22 protein-coding genes are annotated in these 17,446 nt (G+C 61.7%); 13 read left to right on the forward strand and 9 right to left on the reverse strand.

Annotation, left to right across the window (positions count from 1 at the left end; genetic code table 11):
* Positions 1-191: 191 nt before the first annotated feature.
* From QMK32_RS24395 to QMK32_RS24410, 4 genes are all read left to right on the forward strand, one after another.
* A complete protein-coding gene (locus QMK32_RS24395; protein ID WP_283478131.1) occupies positions 192-374 on the forward strand; it encodes a hypothetical protein in 183 nt (60 codons plus the stop codon).
* A gap of 208 nt (positions 375-582) precedes the next feature.
* Complete coding sequence (locus QMK32_RS24400) at positions 583-1,503, forward strand: DUF2637 domain-containing protein (RefSeq protein ID WP_283478132.1); 921 nt, start codon at positions 583-585, stop codon at positions 1,501-1,503.
* Entirely contained in the window at positions 1,500-2,078 is a 579-nt protein-coding gene (locus QMK32_RS24405; protein WP_283478133.1) for a TetR family transcriptional regulator, read from the forward strand. Before QMK32_RS24400 ends, QMK32_RS24405 begins: the two co-directional genes overlap by 4 nt.
* A gap of 111 nt (positions 2,079-2,189) precedes the next feature.
* Entirely contained in the window at positions 2,190-2,834 is a 645-nt protein-coding gene (locus tag QMK32_RS24410) for an HAD family hydrolase (RefSeq protein ID WP_283478134.1), read from the forward strand.
* Between the two features lie 67 nt (positions 2,835-2,901).
* Here the strand turns inward: QMK32_RS24410 and QMK32_RS24415 are convergent, their stop codons facing one another.
* The 3 genes from QMK32_RS24415 to QMK32_RS24425 are packed head-to-tail and all read right to left on the reverse strand — an operon-like array spanning position 2,902 to position 4,796.
* Positions 2,902-3,165, reverse strand: coding sequence for a hypothetical protein (locus tag QMK32_RS24415; RefSeq protein WP_283478135.1), 264 nt, complete (start codon positions 3,163-3,165; stop codon positions 2,902-2,904).
* Positions 3,166-3,190: 25 nt separating this feature from the next.
* A complete protein-coding gene (locus QMK32_RS24420; protein WP_283478136.1) occupies positions 3,191-4,063 on the reverse strand; it encodes a hypothetical protein in 873 nt (290 codons plus the stop codon).
* A 4-nt stretch (positions 4,064-4,067) separates the two neighbouring features.
* The gene (locus tag QMK32_RS24425) at positions 4,068-4,796 is read right to left on the reverse strand and encodes a hypothetical protein (protein ID WP_283478137.1); all 729 of its coding nucleotides are present in this window, start codon (positions 4,794-4,796) and stop codon (positions 4,068-4,070) included.
* Between the two features lie 615 nt (positions 4,797-5,411).
* Between QMK32_RS24425 and QMK32_RS24430 the strand changes: the two genes are divergently transcribed.
* Positions 5,412-5,603 carry a hypothetical protein gene (locus tag QMK32_RS24430; RefSeq protein ID WP_283478138.1) on the forward strand — a complete coding sequence of 64 codons (192 nt, stop codon included), beginning with the start codon at positions 5,412-5,414 and terminating at the stop codon, positions 5,601-5,603.
* Between the two features lie 413 nt (positions 5,604-6,016).
* Here the strand turns inward: QMK32_RS24430 and QMK32_RS24435 are convergent, their stop codons facing one another.
* Together QMK32_RS24435 and QMK32_RS24440 are read right to left on the reverse strand one after the other, a co-directional pair.
* Complete coding sequence (locus QMK32_RS24435; protein WP_283478139.1) at positions 6,017-6,721, reverse strand: class I SAM-dependent methyltransferase; 705 nt, start codon at positions 6,719-6,721, stop codon at positions 6,017-6,019.
* Between the two features lie 153 nt (positions 6,722-6,874).
* Positions 6,875-8,233: an MFS transporter gene (locus tag QMK32_RS24440; RefSeq protein ID WP_283478140.1), complete on the reverse strand. Its 1,359-nt coding sequence runs from the start codon at positions 8,231-8,233 to the stop codon at positions 6,875-6,877.
* Positions 8,234-8,506: 273 nt separating this feature from the next.
* On the opposite strand from QMK32_RS24440, the gene QMK32_RS24445 reads away from it, so the two are divergent.
* Positions 8,507-8,848 (forward strand): winged helix-turn-helix transcriptional regulator, encoded by a 342-nt coding sequence (locus QMK32_RS24445; protein WP_283478141.1) that lies wholly within the window; start codon positions 8,507-8,509, stop codon positions 8,846-8,848.
* A gap of 66 nt (positions 8,849-8,914) precedes the next feature.
* Here QMK32_RS24445 and QMK32_RS24450 read toward each other — a convergent pair whose 3' ends face one another.
* A complete protein-coding gene (locus QMK32_RS24450; RefSeq protein ID WP_283478142.1) occupies positions 8,915-9,760 on the reverse strand; it encodes an NAD(P)-dependent oxidoreductase in 846 nt (281 codons plus the stop codon).
* Between the two features lie 82 nt (positions 9,761-9,842).
* Here QMK32_RS24450 and QMK32_RS24455 point away from each other — a divergent pair, with 82 nt between their 5' ends.
* Complete coding sequence (locus QMK32_RS24455; protein WP_283478143.1) at positions 9,843-10,193, forward strand: winged helix-turn-helix transcriptional regulator; 351 nt, start codon at positions 9,843-9,845, stop codon at positions 10,191-10,193.
* A gap of 170 nt (positions 10,194-10,363) precedes the next feature.
* Here QMK32_RS24455 and soxR read toward each other — a convergent pair whose 3' ends face one another.
* Positions 10,364-10,813: a redox-sensitive transcriptional activator SoxR gene (gene soxR, locus QMK32_RS24460; protein ID WP_349307592.1), complete on the reverse strand. Its 450-nt coding sequence runs from the start codon at positions 10,811-10,813 to the stop codon at positions 10,364-10,366.
* A 92-nt stretch (positions 10,814-10,905) separates the two neighbouring features.
* Between soxR and QMK32_RS24465 the strand changes: the two genes are divergently transcribed.
* The 6 genes from QMK32_RS24465 to QMK32_RS24490 all read left to right on the forward strand — a co-directional run bounded on the left by QMK32_RS24465 (position 10,906) and on the right by QMK32_RS24490 (position 15,961).
* A complete protein-coding gene (locus QMK32_RS24465) occupies positions 10,906-11,571 on the forward strand; it encodes a DsbA family oxidoreductase (protein ID WP_283478144.1) in 666 nt (221 codons plus the stop codon).
* The gene (locus tag QMK32_RS24470; RefSeq protein WP_283478145.1) at positions 11,568-12,497 is read left to right on the forward strand and encodes an NADP-dependent oxidoreductase; all 930 of its coding nucleotides are present in this window, start codon (positions 11,568-11,570) and stop codon (positions 12,495-12,497) included. The genes QMK32_RS24465 and QMK32_RS24470 overlap by 4 nt, the downstream gene beginning before the upstream one ends.
* A complete protein-coding gene (locus QMK32_RS24475; protein ID WP_283478146.1) occupies positions 12,494-13,873 on the forward strand; it encodes an MFS transporter in 1,380 nt (459 codons plus the stop codon). Before QMK32_RS24470 ends, QMK32_RS24475 begins: the two co-directional genes overlap by 4 nt.
* A gap of 236 nt (positions 13,874-14,109) precedes the next feature.
* Positions 14,110-15,036, forward strand: coding sequence for a hypothetical protein (locus tag QMK32_RS24480; protein WP_283478147.1), 927 nt, complete (start codon positions 14,110-14,112; stop codon positions 15,034-15,036).
* Between the two features lie 157 nt (positions 15,037-15,193).
* Entirely contained in the window at positions 15,194-15,502 is a 309-nt protein-coding gene (locus QMK32_RS24485) for a hypothetical protein (protein WP_283478149.1), read from the forward strand.
* Between the two features lie 108 nt (positions 15,503-15,610).
* Entirely contained in the window at positions 15,611-15,961 is a 351-nt protein-coding gene (locus tag QMK32_RS24490; protein WP_283478150.1) for a hypothetical protein, read from the forward strand.
* A 190-nt stretch (positions 15,962-16,151) separates the two neighbouring features.
* On the opposite strand, the gene QMK32_RS24495 is transcribed toward QMK32_RS24490, so the two are convergent.
* Positions 16,152-16,856: an HAD family hydrolase gene (locus QMK32_RS24495; RefSeq protein ID WP_283478151.1), complete on the reverse strand. Its 705-nt coding sequence runs from the start codon at positions 16,854-16,856 to the stop codon at positions 16,152-16,154.
* Entirely contained in the window at positions 16,853-17,308 is a 456-nt protein-coding gene (locus tag QMK32_RS24500; RefSeq protein WP_283478152.1) for an SIS domain-containing protein, read from the reverse strand. Before QMK32_RS24500 ends, QMK32_RS24495 begins: the two co-directional genes overlap by 4 nt.
* Positions 17,309-17,446 lie beyond the last annotated feature (138 nt).

The raw sequence follows: 17,446 nt of genomic DNA on the forward strand, positions 1-17,446 counted from the left end.
CCGGGGCACAGGCTTCGCAGTCTCGTAGGGACGATCCGACGGATCATCCCGGTGAACTGGGCAAGTCGAATAGCCGTCACCTAACCGTCGGCAAAGCGACTTGACATTTTCCTTGTGTCCACATAATCGAATCCGACCTGATCAGGTCCAGGACAAGGGATGCAATCGCGGCGGCTGGCGCGGCGGGCAGGATGAAGGGGCGTCCACACACGCTCACCCCGGAGGAGCGCGCCTACCTGCTCCGGATGTACGAAACACGGCGATTCAAGATCGAAACACTCTGCAAGAACAACGGTTTGAAGAGATCCGCGCTCTACAAAAACCTTCAACTCGCCAGAGCCGAACGAGACTCACTCACCGAATCAGCCGAGTAAGTGCACTCCACTTCTGGACTCGTGCAGTCGTCTTCTAAAACTGACATCCGACTCGGCGGCACACGCCACCCACGACGTATGCAGGCAATACGGCCGAGAACGACTCCACCTCGAAGCACCCTGACACCGACTCATCCCGACCCGAGAGCCCCGGCAGTGCGCGAACACCACCGGGGCCGGTCGATCACAGAGATAGGACCTGCGATCAATGAACAACGCTAATACCCCCGACCTCGACGCCACCAGCGAGGACACCCTCGACATCCACCCCCGCGTGTTGACCGGCGCACTGATCACCGGCCTGGCCATCGCCATCATCGTCGGCGCGGCCTCGTTCAAACTGTCCTTCTCCACCCTGCTCGACCTCGCCGTCATGGCCGGCATCCACCCCGCCGACGCCTGGGTCATCCCCGTCGCTCTCGACGGCCCGATCCTCGCCGCCGCCGTCATCCGAATCGCCCTCTCTCAGCACACCGACGACGCCACCAAACGAGGCCGGCGACTCGTCGTGGCCGTGCTGACCGTCTCGGCGATCCTGTCCATCGCGGGCAACGCCTACCACGCCGTGCTGACCGCCACGGTCCTCAACGCAGCCGTCGCAGCAGCAATAGCAGCATTAGCGCCAGCGATGGTTCTGACGATGAGCGAGATCGTCGCAGTCGTCCTGCGCGCACCACGCCGCCGCCGCGTCGCTGCACTCCTCGAGGCCCCCGCCGAGGACGTAGTCGCCGACGCCGCCGAGATTGATAACCCTCACCACCATGAAACCGAGCAGCCTGCAGCAATACTGGGCATTGCCGAGGATCTCGACAACGGCATGCTGAAGCCTGCGGTGTGGACCAGCGTCAACCTCTACCTCACCAACCCCGACTGGTCCATCAGCTCCATCGCTCGACACCTCGACGTGCACACCTCGACGGTGTCACGGCACATCAAGACATGGACCGATGTACAGAAGAACATCGCCAGTGAGCGGAGCATCGAGCCTGCCGCGCTCGAACACGACCCGCAGACCAACGCCGAGCGAAACGGGGACGAGCACGGTACCGATGCAGGATTTGGTCAGTTGGTCGAGGAGTACGAAGCAGTAGCCGCTGACGACCGCGCCTACGTAGGCGCGGCTCGATGACCCAGGAACGTGCCCTCAAAACCCGCGCGTCACTGCTCGCCGTCGCGGCAACCGAATTCGCCGTGCACAGCTACGCCGCTGCCTCCATCAGCAAAATCCTCGACGACAGTGCTTGCACCAAAGGCGCTATGTATTTCCACTTCACGTCCAAACAACAGTTGGCCGGAGCAGTTTGCGATGTCGCTGCCGAGGTGTACAGCGCCATCGCGGTCCGCTGGTGCCCCGCTACTGGGATGGATCCGCTCGATGCGATCACCGGCCTCGTCGACGACGCAGCCCAAGCATTCGTCGCCGAAGTCGCGGTGCGTGCGGAGACCAGACTCGGTTTCGAACCAGAATTTCGTGACCGAAATCCACTGCGGGCGTGGGAAGCTGCTGCGCTCGACTTAGCGAAGCGAGCAGTCGAATCAAGTTTGCTGCGTGAAGGATTCACTGCGGAGAAGTTCGTGCGGGTCCTGTCGGTGTCGCTGGTAGGAAACCGATTGCTGGCACTGTCTTCAGGTCTGCCTGCGACGATCCGGAGGGATTACACCGAATCGCTCGACATGGTGCTTGCCGCCGCCGGCAAACCTTGATCCGGCCCGGTCGTTCGAAAGCGCACACAGCACCCAGCTGCAGTAAGGCGATGGCACGAACCCCCGCGCGGGTGCCCAGGAGAGTCGGCGCGGTGGGGTAAGAACGAAGACATGGACAGCACCAGCACGATCTCACGTACCCGGAACACCCGCCGCGGACAGTCTCACCGCGACCGCCCCGGTGACGACCGAGTGGTAATGATCGACATCGACGGTGTCCTGGCCGACCTCAGCCCACACGATGAAGTGCTGCGCGATGCCGACATTCCAGCCGTGCAGCGATGGCGAGAATTCTTCGCCCACATCCCCGATGCCGCCGTCATCGAGGCCGGCCATGATCTCGCCTCGGCGATCGAGTCCCTGGGATACACACTCGTCTACTCCACCACCCGTCCTGCGTACACTCGCGCAGCAACCAGACTGTGGCTCGCCGACCGAGATTTTCCAGCAGGAAGGGCGCTGCTGACCCGGCCGACCACCGAATTCGCGCAGCATCCACAAACCGCATGGCGCATCAAACGTGCCCACACCCGCGCCGTCACAAACAGACAGCCCGCCTGGCTACGCGCCTTCATCGACGACGACGCCGATGACCTCGCCCGACTCGCATCAGAGGGTATCCCCGTGCATGATGCCGCGGCCTTGCGCACACTCGGAGTTTCGGCCCTACGCACTCATCTCGATCATCCGAAGACCACCACCACAGGTGGGCCCGCAGAGCACACAACGACGGGGCGTAGTCGAAGAACGCGATGAAAGGCGCTGCGCGCCAGCGCATTCTTCATCGAAAAAGGGAAAAATGCGCCGCCGACGCGTAACGCACCTAGCTTTCGCCTACGAGTTCCTCACGCAGCCGTTCTCGCTCCTCCGAAAGCTGAATCCGGTACTTCTTCGTCATGTGTCCGGCCGAGAGTGAAATCACGAAATTGCATTGGTCGTCATCGAACTGATGCAGGCGTTTCAACGACGCAATCAACTCTGCCTCATCAGCTGAACCGATAGCCAGCTCCTGCAGTTCAACACGGTTGTCGATCGCCCACAAGACCGAGTCAAGTCCAGCTAGCCTCTCTCGGGCATACGGGTACATAGAGTTCTCCTCCCGATATAGAGTGTCACGACACGTAGAAGTACTGCCCTCCACCGGCGTCCTTGGTCCAGTTCCGACTCTTGTACTCGAACTCTCCGAACGAGACCCCTACACTAGAATCGTACGACTCGAACTTTATATAGAGCCAGTTCTGCTCTTTCTCGGCGATCGTGTTGATCACCGTCGACTCGAAGATCTGATAATTCATCGTATTTGCAGTGCCTGTGCAGGTGGGGAACGATCCGCGGACAGGGTCGATCCCGCGTGTGACGTCTTTCTTCACTTGGCAGGTCATGTCTTTGACCCCGAACCGGCCTATCTGGTTCCGTGAGTTGAATTCGCCACTCAGCACCGACTTTTTGACCTGAAAGATTCCTAATTGGAAGGTGATGTCAGCCCAATCCTTCACGCGGCACCCCTGGTCGTCGCATGTTTCGATTGGCTGACTATGTTGTATTTGCCAATTGTAAGGGCCGGTGACTTGCCCGTCGCTGCCACCGAATGGAACAACGGTTCCAGGTTCCGGTGGTCGCTCATCGCTGACGTACACCACCTCCGGGACGTTGGTGCGTGCGGCGGCGATTTCTACGCGCATCTCGTCGGTGACGAATGGCTGGGTGGCAAACTTGTCGACTACATCGTCGCGGCCTGAACGGACAGCGGCCTGGACACCCGCGGTCAATGCGCTCACTCCTGGAGTCGTCATTCCTACGAGGCATTCACCGTTGTTGAACGACTCCACCGGACAGGATTCGCCGCCGGATGCCGCCGGTTGGGCAGCAGCTGCGGCGGGGATCATGACCGCCGATGACATAGCTAAACACACGGCGCTGAGTAGCCCGATCGGCAGGCGCGATCGAGAGCGCAGCGGATGGCGTTGCACGCTAGATCTTTTCATGCATTCACTTCACATCGAGTGATCCGACGACGGTGACGCCGTCCGAGGTGTACAACGGAACCGATGCGGCAGTCTTCTCGACTGCGGATACGTCGTCTGCTTTGACATATCCGAATGTTCCGTCTGCGCCGTAGCTGGCGATCAGATCCGGAACGGACTCCGGGGAATTGGCGTTCGCCGCAGAGCCGAACGTCTTACCGCTGTCATTGGTGGCGATGGATAGGTCTGTGGTCGGCGAGTCACCCTTGGCCGATCGGGAACCTACCGCGGGTGGGGCCGTGAAGTCGATCGGGTTCGTCGGGAACGTCACATAGTTGGACCACGTCTCACCGTCACTGACCTGCACGAATCCGTGACTATTGTACGAACCTGTTCCACAGTTGCCACTGGTCTTGTTCTCCAAGCGTGCAGTGGAATTTGGGTTGTACTGCCATGGCGTGATCTGGCACAGGACACCGGACTTGAACAAACGCGACTGCACTCCCATCCGAAAAGACGGCACCGACTGCCCGAAGCTCGGATATAGAGCGGTCGATGCGGCCAGCGCCGGAGTGTCGGTGATGGTCGAACTGTGCAGGTACACCACCCCGCCTTTAGGGGGCGTGGGACCGACCCAGCCCGTCTGCGACTGCGCAGACGCCGCGCCTGCTCCAGCCAGCATCAATGCGCTCGCACCGACCGCACATACAGCTGCACGTGCGGCGTGATTAAAAGTATTGGTGGACAGCTTCATTGGGTGAACCTCCCAGAGATAAAGTGTGATCGATTCGAAGGTACCGCAATAGAAAACAGAGCGCGCGGTTTATAAAAGTTACTTATGCCTTTTAGTCGTCGGCACAACGGAACGTCGGTCGCGGTTAGCGAGCGATAAAGGTTGGTCAACCTGGTCCAACCCTTGAACGTGTTCGTCCAGTCTCGAAAACATCCATCGAGGAGATGTCTGCGCATCTCGTACCTGCAAAGGGGGATGTGACCCATGGCACCCGCCGCTCCGTGCCACCCTCGGTAACCAGCACCGCTCCAAAATCCTCCGGCAGACCCTGTCTGCTCTACCTGTCGTTCCATCACCGAAACATCATCCTCGCCACATTCGATGAGAACTCGCCACCACACCGATAGTTCATGTGAGGATTCGCCACATCGACCGAGAACTGACACATACTGTGACTTGTCATCGAATGTGGCGAAGCTCGGCGGTTTGACCTGCGGTCGCCACATACGTCAGGAGCAACGTCAGTCAATTTTTCTCACTGCGTGTGGCGGATTTTTTATCGCCGCTACAAGAAAAACTTTGTCACTAATCCACGCCGGTAGTGTTCGCCAAACAAAGGCTGCGAGGAAGGCAGGCATGATGACCGTGATGACGATCGGCCTACTGTCGGTACCGGCACTATTTTTGACACTTGTCGCTCTGCTGACCGGAGTCGGACAGTACCGACGCTCTCACAACCTGCCCCTGTCGATCGCGGCCGCAGTGTTGTTTCCAGCGTTTTGGATCGCTTGGTACGTGCGCGATGATCTCGGCGTGGGTCGCGCATAACCAGGGCTCGTGCAGACCGGCTCACATACAGCGGGGAACTGTGGCTTCTCATCCAATGTGGCGGGGCCCGGTGGGTTGACCTGCAGTCCGCCACATGCTCCAGATGTAACGTCAGTCGATCCTTCTCATCGGATCTGGCGGATTCTTGATCGCCAGTGCGCCCGCAGTGGTGTTGGCGGGGCCGAATTCCGAAGGAGTTTGCGCCAATTCCGACAGACAGTTTCCGGGGGATTGATCTAGTTCTCAGATCAGACAGGGGAACTCCGCCGCCCAAACGCCCCGGCGCGCCTTCCCGAAACCAATCGACATCAGGGAACCTACTCTTTTTCTAATCCTAAGCCGGTGGCGAGGCTAATCCTTGTGTTCCTCGTACCAAAAGGTTTATGCGAGTGTGGGTTTTGCGATGAGCGAGGTCAGCGTCCGTCTGATCGGCGCGTACCCACCGAGTTACTCGCAGCCGTCGCCGTCGCACTCGGCGCTGTATCCGGGTTGTCAGGCCCGGATGGGGTCGGTCCAGCCACTGCGGAACGTCGTTCGCACACGATCGCCCCCACGGCCCGTTCGTTTCGAGCTTCCCGCACGTGCGTCTCTAGGACGTCGAACCCTGCCGCATTCAGCAGGGTATGCAATTCCTCGGCCGGCCACCGATAGGCACTCGCGACGGCATGATCGAACGATTCGATTGATCGGCCACTGAAGTAGCCCAGTACGAGCTGGCCACCAGGCTGAAGCACCCGTCCGAACTCAGCGAGTGGTACAGCAATTGACGATGGATCGTGGTGAATAGTCGAGAACCAGGACAGGACACCACCCAGCGACCCATCGGCCTCGACGATGTCATCGATGCTCTGAAGATCAAACCGGATGCTGGGGTATGTCGACTTGGCGTGGGAGATGAAGGACGGCACGAGGTCGATACCGCGGACGTCGAGTCCAAGCCCTGCCAGGTGGTTCGTCCAGTGCCCGGGCCCGCATCCGGCGTCCAGGACCCGTCCGCTGAGGCGCTCGGCCCACGAGTCGATGATCTGGCGGTCCGACGGGTGCACTGCTGACATTGAGCCAAGGAGGTCGGTGTACTCCTCTGCACGGCCAGAGTAAGCAGCGGTCGTGTTCGTCACCGATCGAAGGTACCTCGAGCTTCCACACCATGATGAGAGCTCGCGACCGCGGACGGCCGAGCTTGTCGACCGTCGTCATCGTTGCGTAGACGGTGTCACCGATGATCGAGGCGGCATCGGCCGCGACCTGACGGTACGGCACTACCCGAGCCATCAGACCGCTACCGGTGTCGGCTGGGTGCGCTGCCGAACCGATAGCAGCAACCCGATCACAAGGGCCATGCCTGCAGCGACAGCGGGAACGACCAACGCTCGCTGATAGTCGTGAAGTTGGGCAACGTCATGTTCGCTTCCGACGAGAACGATGGTCGCCGCTGACACCCCAAGAGCAGCACCGAATTGAAAGCCTGTGTACACAATTCCGCCGGCAACGCCGTGCTCGTTCTCGTCGACACCCTCAACGGCCACGGCGGTAAGAGGACCGTAGATGAACGCGAACGCCACCCCCAGCAGGAGCAGCGATGGCAGCAGGTCGAGAAACCCTGAATCTGCGTCGAGTCGGAGCGTGCAAACGAACCCGACTGTGACTGCGGCCAGCCCGGTCACGAGCACGGTGACGTTGCCGAATCGTTCGACTAATTTCGGTGTCAGGAACGGGGCGATGATCAACTCGATTCCCATGGCGGAGAACGCCAACCCTGTCTGGAGGGGCGTCCAATCGAGCAGTTCTTGGAGGTAGAGCGTCAGTACGAACTGCCATGCAAAGAATGCACCGATGAACAGAAGTCCGATCGAGCTCGCCCACGGCAGCAGACCGGTTGTCAGGACCCCGGGAGGGATCAGGGGATTGGATGCTCGTTTTTCGATGACCACGAAGGTGACTGCCAAGACAGCCGCTAGGCCGAAAGCTATCGGTACCAGTGGATTATCCGCATCTGCGCCGAGTGTGACGATTCCGTAGACCAGGCTGACCATTGCCGCGGTGAGGGTTAGGCCACCTGCGATATCGAACTGCCCGTGTTCGCGTGCCGCTGCCTCCGACCTCGGTTGATCGGGGGTGATGGACGCCCAGCCTGCGGCGAAGAATGCGAGACTTAGCAGCGCTGGTGCGAAGAACACCAAGCGCCAGTCCAAGGACGTGAGGAGACCTCCTGCGACCACACCGAGAAGAAAACCTGATGCGCCGATCGCTCCGTAGATCGCGAGGGCTTTGTTGCGGAGAGCACCCTCCGGGAATGTGGTCGTCAACAGGCTGAATCCGGCGGGAGTCATGAATCCGGCGGTGGCGCCGGTGATGAAGCGGACCACAATCAGCACCCAAGAGTTCTGTGCGATGCCACCGAGCGCTGAGAATGCTGCGAAGACAACGAGGGCTGTCAGGAAGACGCGCCTTCGCCCGAGTACATCGGCGGCACGTCCACCCAGGATCATGAAGCCGGCATACGCAAGCACATACGCGCTGATCACCCAGTGAGCGGAGCCTGTGTCGAGGCCTATGTCGGCGGCAATGCTGGGAACTGCCACGTTGAGCATCGCGATGTCGATACCTTCGAGGAACAGGGCGCCGGTCACGACTGCAAGGACTGCCTGCCCACGCCCGTCGCGGTCGGGATAGCTGGTCGCTGACGACGGCAGCTTCGGATTCGGTCACAGCAATCTCCTCGGTGACGAAACATGTCTTGGTTACTTCTTGTAACCGCGTTCAGGGTGGGTCATCATGAACGGATGACACAAGAAGGCACTTTGAAGTCAGTCGGTTACCCCGCAGGAAGTGACCAGGTCACAGATGGATGTTGTCGGGATGGGCGCGAAGCATTTCAGTGGGATACACGCGAAGATTGCGAGGTGCGCCAGATTCTTGATCGAGTCGCCGACAAGTGGTCCCTGCTCGTGATAGCCCTGCTCGCCGAGCAAACGCTTCGATTCGGCGAGCTAAGCCGTGAGATCGACGGAATCAGCACGAGAATGCTGACCGTCACACTGCGTAATCTCGAGCGCGATGGGCTGATCGACCGACGTATGTATCCAGAGATCCCACCCCGTGTCGAATACAGGTTGTCCGACCTCGGCCGCACGCTGCTGGGAACCATCCAGGCGCTCGTCGGCTGGACCGAGCAACATCAAGTCGAGATCGCCCGCGCCCGTCAGTCATTCGACAACGCAGCGACCGCATCGATGCCTACTTGATCTTGGTCGACGCTCAGGCATCGACACATCTCGTGACCTGCGTCCGATGTCCGCGCCCGGACACACTCACATTGCCTCGGTAACCCGCGAAGGAGCCTCGGTCTCATGTCCGCGCGCCGCGCGTTCGTAGAGGGCCGTTACCGCAGTGGGAAGAGATACGTCCACGCCAGCGTCGTTCGATGCGGTAGTCACGTGCTGCATCGTTGTGACGGCAGAAGCGATAGTTGAAGTCTCGGCTGGATAAGGCTTGTTGTCGGCGTCTCGCGCGAAGCTGGGGCCGATTTCTGCAGCGAGGTGCACCATCGCCGCCAGCCGTGCCGCGATCGATTCACCGTCGATTCCGTGTGCTTTCGCCAGGGCCGTGCCATGAGACCACGCTGCGAGCGTCGTCCAGAACACGCCAAGAAGTGCTGTGTCGAAGGATGAGGGGAGCTCGTGGTCGTTCCCCAGCGGGGTCACGTTGGGAGCAATCGTGCTCAGGACTGGCATGGCAGTGTCGAGGTCTGCTTCGTCGCCTGCGATGAGCATGGTTGATCCGCGTTGCCCCACGATCGTCGACGGCGTCAGCATGACGCCGGAGATGTAGCGAACTCCGTGGTCGAGCGCCCAGGCGCTCAAAACCCGAGCTGTTTCGGGAGTGTCCGAACTGAGATTGACCACCAGTGACCCGCGTGCTTGTTCCCCCGCCGAAACGAGGATGCTGCGTGCTGCGCTGTTGTCCAGCGTTGACACGACGGCTAGGTTCGCGCCAGCCAAAGCGTCTGCTGCGTTGGCAGCGATGACTGCGCGTCCTGCGAAGGACATCGCACGTGAGGCGGTGCGATTCCACACGGTCACCGTGTGGCCTTGATCGATCAGGTGTGTAGCGATGGCGGCACCCATGTGCCCGAGCCCGAGAACTGAAATCTTCACACCGCAAGATTGGGTGCTAGCAGCCGGGCACACAAGTAGCCACCTTGAAGTGCGGTAGCCACCCGAATGGCAGTATTGCCCTATGTCAGCAACTTTCGCTGGAAGCAAATACTCATGCGGCTTGGATGCGGCTGTCTCCATCGTCGGCGGAAAATGGAAGCCCTTGATTCTGTGGCAACTCCACGATGGTCCGAAACGGCACGGCGTACTCCGCCGATCGGTGGCCGGCGTCAGCGAAAAAGTTCTGACTCAGCAGCTACGCGAACTCCAGTCGCACGGCATCGTGCACCGCGAAGTGTTCGCAGAGGTGCCACCTCGCGTCGAATACTCGTTGACTGAGCTGGGCCAGGGCCTCAACGATGCGCTACGGACACTGGGTGATTGGGGCGAAGAGCACGCGCAGCACATCATCAGCTTGGCCGCCGCGACGTAGCGTCCGAAAAGCGCTGTGCGGCTGAGGCCTTTTCTTGACTGAGGCGTCGGTCGAAACCCTGTGGGCCTACGTCTCGGGTCACCGAACAAAATCCGGAACCGCATAAGGCCTCAAGGACTGGATCGACCGATATTCGGACAGCCCAGGGTTCGGGCTCGCGGACAGCCGTCTTACGGGAACTTTCGTGGTCCGACGCCGTCGAGTCCGAGGACATCATCGGGGTTGGAGTAGGGGCACGCCTTGAGCGAGAGGCAGCCGCAGCCGATGCAGTGGGTGAAGGTGTCGCGCAGTGCCGTGAGCTCGACGATGCGGGCGGTGAGGTCGTCATGCCATTGGCGGGAGATGCGGGCCCAGTCGCGGATGGTTGGGAGGCCGTCGTCGGGGAGCCCATCGACGGCTTTCTTGATGTCGGCCAGGGAAACTCCGACGCGTTGTGCAGTGCGAATGAAGGCAATGAGGCGCAGGGTATCGCGTCGATACTCACGGCGATTGCCGGCGGTACGTCGGCTGGTGATCAGTCCGAGACTTTCGTAGTAGTGCAGCGCCGAGACTGCGATTCCTGTTCGGGCGGCGACTTGCCCGGGCTTGAGCCACACGAGTTCAGGGTCGATCTGCGGCACGGGAGGCCCCCATTTCCGGCTGCGCTTGACATCAAGTGGACTTGATGAAGTGAAGTGTAGCCATCTACTGATCACGACGTGTGGAGGACTGCATGACCATCGACCCAGGAACCATCCAGGTGTTCGCTGATGTGAGGTGCCCATGGTGCTGGGTGGGTCATCGACGCCTCGCCGAAGCGCGGAACCAGGTGGCCGGCAACAATGATGGACCTCCAGCAAAGGTCGTGCATCGTGCGTTCCTGCTCGAACCGGACGGACCTCCCCGCTCCGGCATCTCCGTGCGCGAGGCCGCGCTCAATGACTGGGGCATGAGCATCGCGCAGTACGAAGCCACGCGTGAGCGCACCGAGGCCGCCGGCCGCGCAGAAGGACTGACGATCTCCATGGACACCGCCCGGATCTTCGACTCCCGGCCCATACACCGTTTGCTCAAGCTCGCCGCTGCGACGCCGGGGATCGACGTCCACGGGGCGTGGGAGGTCGTCTTCGACCGTCACTTCCACTTGAACGAGGATTTCGGGAGTACGAGCGTGCTGGTCGACGTCGGCTCGCAAGTCGGGCTGGGCGATGCGGTGGTCGAACGAATACTGGCCGGCCGCGATTTCGACGAGGACGTCGACCGCGACGTGCAGGATGCGCATCGACTGGGTGTTCGTGCTGTCCCGACGGTCATCTCCGGAGAGGTCCATCTTGCCGGCAGCCGATCGGTCACCGAACTGGTCGACCTATTGGCACGCACGTCCGAGTTAACGCGATGACAACGATGCGAGCAGCAGCAATCGACTCCTTCGGTTCAGCGGACGTGCTCAGGGTCCGCGACGTCGAGGCACCGGAACCACTGCCCGGCGAGGTACTGGTGCGTGTGATGGCGGCGGGTGTGCAGCTCACCGACGCCGCGATCCGAGCGGGCTGGACCCCTCCAGGTGCCACCATCGCTTTTCCTCAGATTCTGGGTAATGAGTTCTCCGGCATCGTCGAGGCTGTGGGGTCGGGTGTCACCAATGTGGCTGTGGGTGAGGAGGTCGCTGGGTTCCGAACGTTGTGCTGCTATGCCGAGCTCGCCGCCGTTCCTGCAGATCAGATCGTGGTCAAGCCGGCCGGTGTCGACTGGACGGTAGCTGGGGTGATGTCGGCGTCGGGGCAGACCGCGCACACCGCCATCGACGTGCTCGCTGTGCGAGCGGGCGAGACTGTGTTGGTGCACGGCGCCGCCGGCGGAGTGGGCACCGTCTTCGTCCAGCTGGCCGTCGACCGTGGTGCCCGAGTGATCGGGACCGCGAGCCTCGCCAACCACGAGTACCTGCGCGAACTAGGTGCCAACGCAGTGGAGTACGGGTCAGACCAGCTCGAGCGGATCCGGAAGGTGGCACCGGATGGGGTCGACGTCGCATTCGACGCAGCCGGTCACGACAACCTGCGCACGGCTATCGAGCTCGTCGAAGACCGGCAGCGGATCGCGACGATCGTCGACATGGCACTGGCGGGCGAGCTTGGCTGCCGCGTGCTCCGCAGCGACCGGTCCGCTGAGAGGCTGACCGATCTGATGGACCGAGTCGCCCGCGGCGCGCTGCGCATCCACGTGCGGCGCACATACGCGTTGGATCAGGCGGCCGATGCGCATCGCGACGTCGAGACCGGTCACGGGCGCGGCAAGATCGCTCTGACGATCTCCGGCCCCCGATGAGCGTCGACGCCAGCGGGGAACGGTTGTGGACGAGCCAGCGTTGGCCGGTCGTCGCCGGGTCGTTGGCATTAATGACGTTCATCGCGATCGAGTCGTTCGCCGTCACCACGATCCTGCCTGCGGTCGCTGCGGATCTCGGTGGCTTGCGCTGGTATTCCTTCGCGTATGCGGCCACTATTACCGCCGCATTGATCGGCATGATCACCGGCGGCGCCTGGGCTGACCGCGCCGGTATTACGACGCCACTGACGTGGGGAGGCGGGTTGTTTCTGGCCGGCATCGCCCTGTGCGTCGTCGCCCCCGGCATGCCAGCTTTCCTGGCCGGCCGGTTCCTGCAAGGTCTCGGGGGCGGCATCGTTTCGGTCCTGGTGTATGTGATCATCGCCAGGAACGTCCCTGCACCTCTGCGCGCCCGAATGTTCGGACTGCTCGCGACCGCGTGGCTCGTGCCGTCAATAGCTGGCCCCCTGGTCGCGGGGGCGGTCGCCGAGATCTGGAATTGGCGGATCGTGTTCGCCGCTGTCCTGGCCGGGTCGACCGCAGCCCTGGTCGCCTTGATCGCTGCGACCCGCCAACCCAGCGGGGAGGGCTCGCCTACCTCCGGCTCGGACCCGAGCAGATGGCCGGTGTTCGGACGGCGTGGCTGGTACGCAGTCGCTGCAGCCGGCTGTCTCGTTGGTCTGCATCTCGGCGGGCAACAGCCGTGGCCGAGCAACGCTGTCGCGCTCGCTGCATTCGCAGGCATTTTGCTGCTGATCGCTCGCGCGCTACTGCCCCGCGGGACCCTGCGGACCAGGCCTGGCATTCCCGGTCTGGTCGCCCTGCGTGGTCTGCTCGGTGCAGCGGTCGCAGCCACGGACGTATACCTGCCGCTCTACCTGCAGAACGAACGGGGTTACACCCCGTCCCGGGCCGGACTCGTCATCGCGATCGGGGCGCTCGGGTGGGCTTTGGGTGCCTGGGCGCAAGGCCGCGCCGCGGCCTCTACAGACGACCGACGCTCCGTGCTCCGCGCCACCCTGCTGGTCCTCTGCGGCCCGGTCGGCGCACTGGCATTCATGGCCGGTGCCTCGATCGCGGTCACCGTCATCGGGTGCGTACTCATGGGCACCGGCATGGGGATGGCCTACCCCCGCATCACAGCCGCGGTCATGGCACGCTCCGCCCCCGATAGTCAGGGCAACGACAGCTCCGCGCTCCAAGCATCCGAAAGCATGTCGACCTCGACAACCCTCGCCCTCTCCGGTGTGATCCTCACCGGCATCACCGGACTCGGCAGCTACGTGGCCGTCTACACAATCGCCGCCGTCCTGATCATCGGCGCTGTTGCCGTCGGCCGCCGAGCGCTCGATCCTTCCATTCCGACACGGGCGTGAGGGGATCGCGACATCGTCCTCGACGCAAGTTATCTGCTTGCCATGATCCAGCATCGACACATCATCGCCGCCAGATACAGCAACCGCCCCGCCACGATGCCGCCACATTCATTGGGAATCCGCCACATATGGCGGGAACTGACAGGAACTGACACAAGGAACTGACACTCAGCCTGTTTCTATTTCGTTCCATTTCCGAAATGAAATGAAACGTAATGAAATGATATGGTTTCGGTATGACCGCAGCCGAGCCGCCCCGTAAGCCAGGCCGACCCAAGATTCACGCCACACCGGCCGATCGGGTGCGGGCACACCGCGAAAGGGCCGCACAGAAGGCCGGCACCACATCCGGCGCCGGCCTCGATGCCGCCGACACCGCAACTCCAGAACTTGCTGTTGCGTCCCTCGCAGCCGTTCTACCTGCGCTCGAAGCGCAGTTCGGACACCTCAACTCCCTGGTGCAGCGGGTCGAATCCGCGATCGGCACCGTCTCGGACCCCACAGCCCTCGACCAACGCCTCGAGCTCATGCGCGCCGAAACAGCACGCACTGTCTCCGCTGCCGAAGAACGCGCAGCAACAGCCGAAGCCGCAGCGCACGCCGCGACCGTGCGCGCGAACGCCCTCGATGCCGAGAACGACCAATTACGTGTCGACGCAGCCGAAGCATGGGAGCAGACCGACGCCGCCGAGAAAGCCGCCGCCGCCGCCCGTACCGAGATCGAGGAGCAGAAGGCAGCGCACCAACAGGCCCTGGGTGAGCTCGATGCGCGTCAGCGACGCGAAATCAGCGCCCTCCAGGACAGTCACGACTCCATCGTTACCTCGCTCAACACCAGCCACCGCGAGACGGTCGACCGCTACGACGAGAAGACCCGTCGACTGGACGCCGAGGTAGCCGAGTTGCGCACCGAAACGAAAACCCTGCGCACGGATCTCGCCACCGAGCGAGCCGCGCACCAAGACGACAACCGCAGCCATGCAATAACACTTGCCCAGCAGCGCACCGATGCGACCAAACGCGAAGCCGAACTACGCCGTGACTACACCGAACGACTCGACGAACAGAAGGCGATCGCCACCGACCTACGCGAAGAAATTGCACTGCAACGAGCCGAACTCGATCGACTCCGCGGACTGGAAGAAGATCGCCGAGACACCTGAGCGGCTCCAGAGTGTGAGTCGGTCAACCTGCCGGGGTGACTCGATTGCGATCTGCAAGGCGACTGCCACGGGTAGAGGTTCGACTGATCGAGCCCGAACCGGCATGAAATGCATTGCAGCCCTTGACTTTACAGTTTGAGACTGTATAATTAGGGGTATGAGAGAAACCGAGCAGAACCTCACCGCAGTCACCTCCTCACTCGCGGACGAACGCTCCGAACACGGTCTGGGCGTATCGATCCGGCGGGGCGGCACCGAGATCGAGTACCTGGACGCGACAGGTATCGAGGAGCACGCACCGATGGACTGGACACCGGACGAAGCCACCCAGTTGCTCCGTGAAAGGGGTTATGGCGTCGTCGGGGAGTGGACGGACATCGATCACACCGGCGGCGACGATCCCACCTGGAAAGTGGAGATTCTGCCCGAACCTCAGTGCTCTCGTCTGCACTGCTACTGCAACTGAATCGACATTGCTTGCCGAGGACCGGGCAGCTGATATCTGCCCGGTCCTCACCGCCGATCACACCACACCAGGGGAGTTGCCAGTATTTGTATCGACGGGATCGATCTGGTGATCAGCACGGTGCACGGGCGCGATGTACCGCCGACTCGTGCCCGGTCCATCTTGGCCCGAACACCTACGCACGCAGGGGTACTCGCGATCACCAACGGTCGCATGCCCGGTCTGGATCTGACGATCGCTTCTCGGCCCGTTGCCTTCGGCGGCATCGAGGGAAGTCGGGGCCAGCTGCGGTCGATCACCATCGAAACCACCGTCCACGGGCGCGGCATCTCCCAGCGCACCGGCCGGTTCACTCTCACCGCCCCGAGCTTCGGCGCACAGGGCCTGCGCTGGTCGCCCGCTGCCGAGGGCATCTCCGACGGGACCGGGACGACTCGGCGACTGGCGGCGGCGCAATGAGCGACCTCTGCGAGAACTGGCCCGTCACGTTCGAGCCTCCTACGCGCCGGATCTTCGATCCGCCTCAGCGAGTCCTGGTCAACATTTTGTAGACGGGCTTTGGCTCTGACCACTGTCCATCCGTAAAATCTCACTGCCAGGCCCAAATCCCCAGTTTGAACTGCAGCAAGGAAAGCGACTCAGCCGAGCGTTAAGGGCCGGTGTGGCTATGTTCTGTAATTGAGAGGGAGGTCAGGCCTGGTAAGCGGTCCACCAGATTTTCGTCAGCGAGCTCTCGTGCGGCCGCCGGGGTTCTCGCGATGCCAATCACCGGTATTCCTGCGGAGCATGCAGATCGAACACCGGCGGGAGAGTCCTCGATCACGATTGCCTCTCCAGCCGAGATGTTCATTTCTTCGAGTGCCGTGAGATATGGTTCAGGATGAGGCTTTCCGCGCCGAACATCCTCTGCGGCAATAAGAATCGAGGGCTCGGGCAGACCGGCAGCGCGTATCCGTCGCAGGACTGTCGCCCGGGATCCTGATGTGACAATGCAAGTCACTTCAGTCGGCATGGATCCGTAGCTTTGCTGCGCACCGTCATACGGGCGAGCGGTGCCGGCCAGCTCGTACTCCAAGACACGCAGTGCCTGCGTTTCGCGATCGACGTCGAGGTGAGGTGCGGCGAGCGCGATGAACTCAGGGTCGGTCAGTGCGTGTGCTTCTTGCCACCATCGGGTGAGATCGACATTTCGGCTGCGCGCCCACTGCCTCAGAGCTTGATCGATCTGCGGGTGCGAATCGACCAGCACTCCGTCCAAGTCGAAGATCACGGCCTTGGCAACCGTGTGGTAGTTGGCAGTCGAGACGACGAAACTCCTCTTGCGCAGTTCAATTGGTGCAGTACTTGTCCTCATTCGACGGTCACGCTCTTGGCAAGATTGCGGGGTCGGTCAACGTCACGACGCAGCTTCACGGCCACGTCGTACGCTAGCAGTTGCAAGGTGACGCTGGTCAGTATGTGATCCAAGAGAGGATGAAAGGAGGGAACCGCAATCACACAGGTCGCATCGTCGGGTTCGCGGTGGCGGCGTTGCTCGCAGTGATCGAGCACGACCACGGTGCCGCCTCGTGCTGCGGTCTGAGAGATCGCCATCTCGCTCCGTGTTCCGGGTTCGTCATCGGTGAGAACGACTACTGAGGCGTGGTTGACGGAGACGAGGGCCAAGGGGCCGTGCTTGAGTTCCGCAGAGTGATAAGCCTCCGCATGGAGGTAAGAAATTTCCTTGAGCTTGAGGGCACCCTCCCTGACGACAGGTAGAGAACCCTCTCGGCCGAGGTAGTAGATGCTCGAGAAAGTCGACAGCACAGTCGCTGCTTCGGAATTTGTCAAGGTGGATGAGTCCAGTGGGTGTTACGCCGCTATCGAATCGTGCTCTTGATCGGTGTCAGTTGTTTCTGCTGGTTTGTTGATCCACGCGGTGTCGGGGAGGTCGAGGATTTTCGG

The organism is Rhodococcus sp. H29-C3, from assembly GCF_030063405.1.
Lineage (GTDB): Bacteria > Actinomycetota > Actinomycetes > Mycobacteriales > Mycobacteriaceae > Rhodococcoides.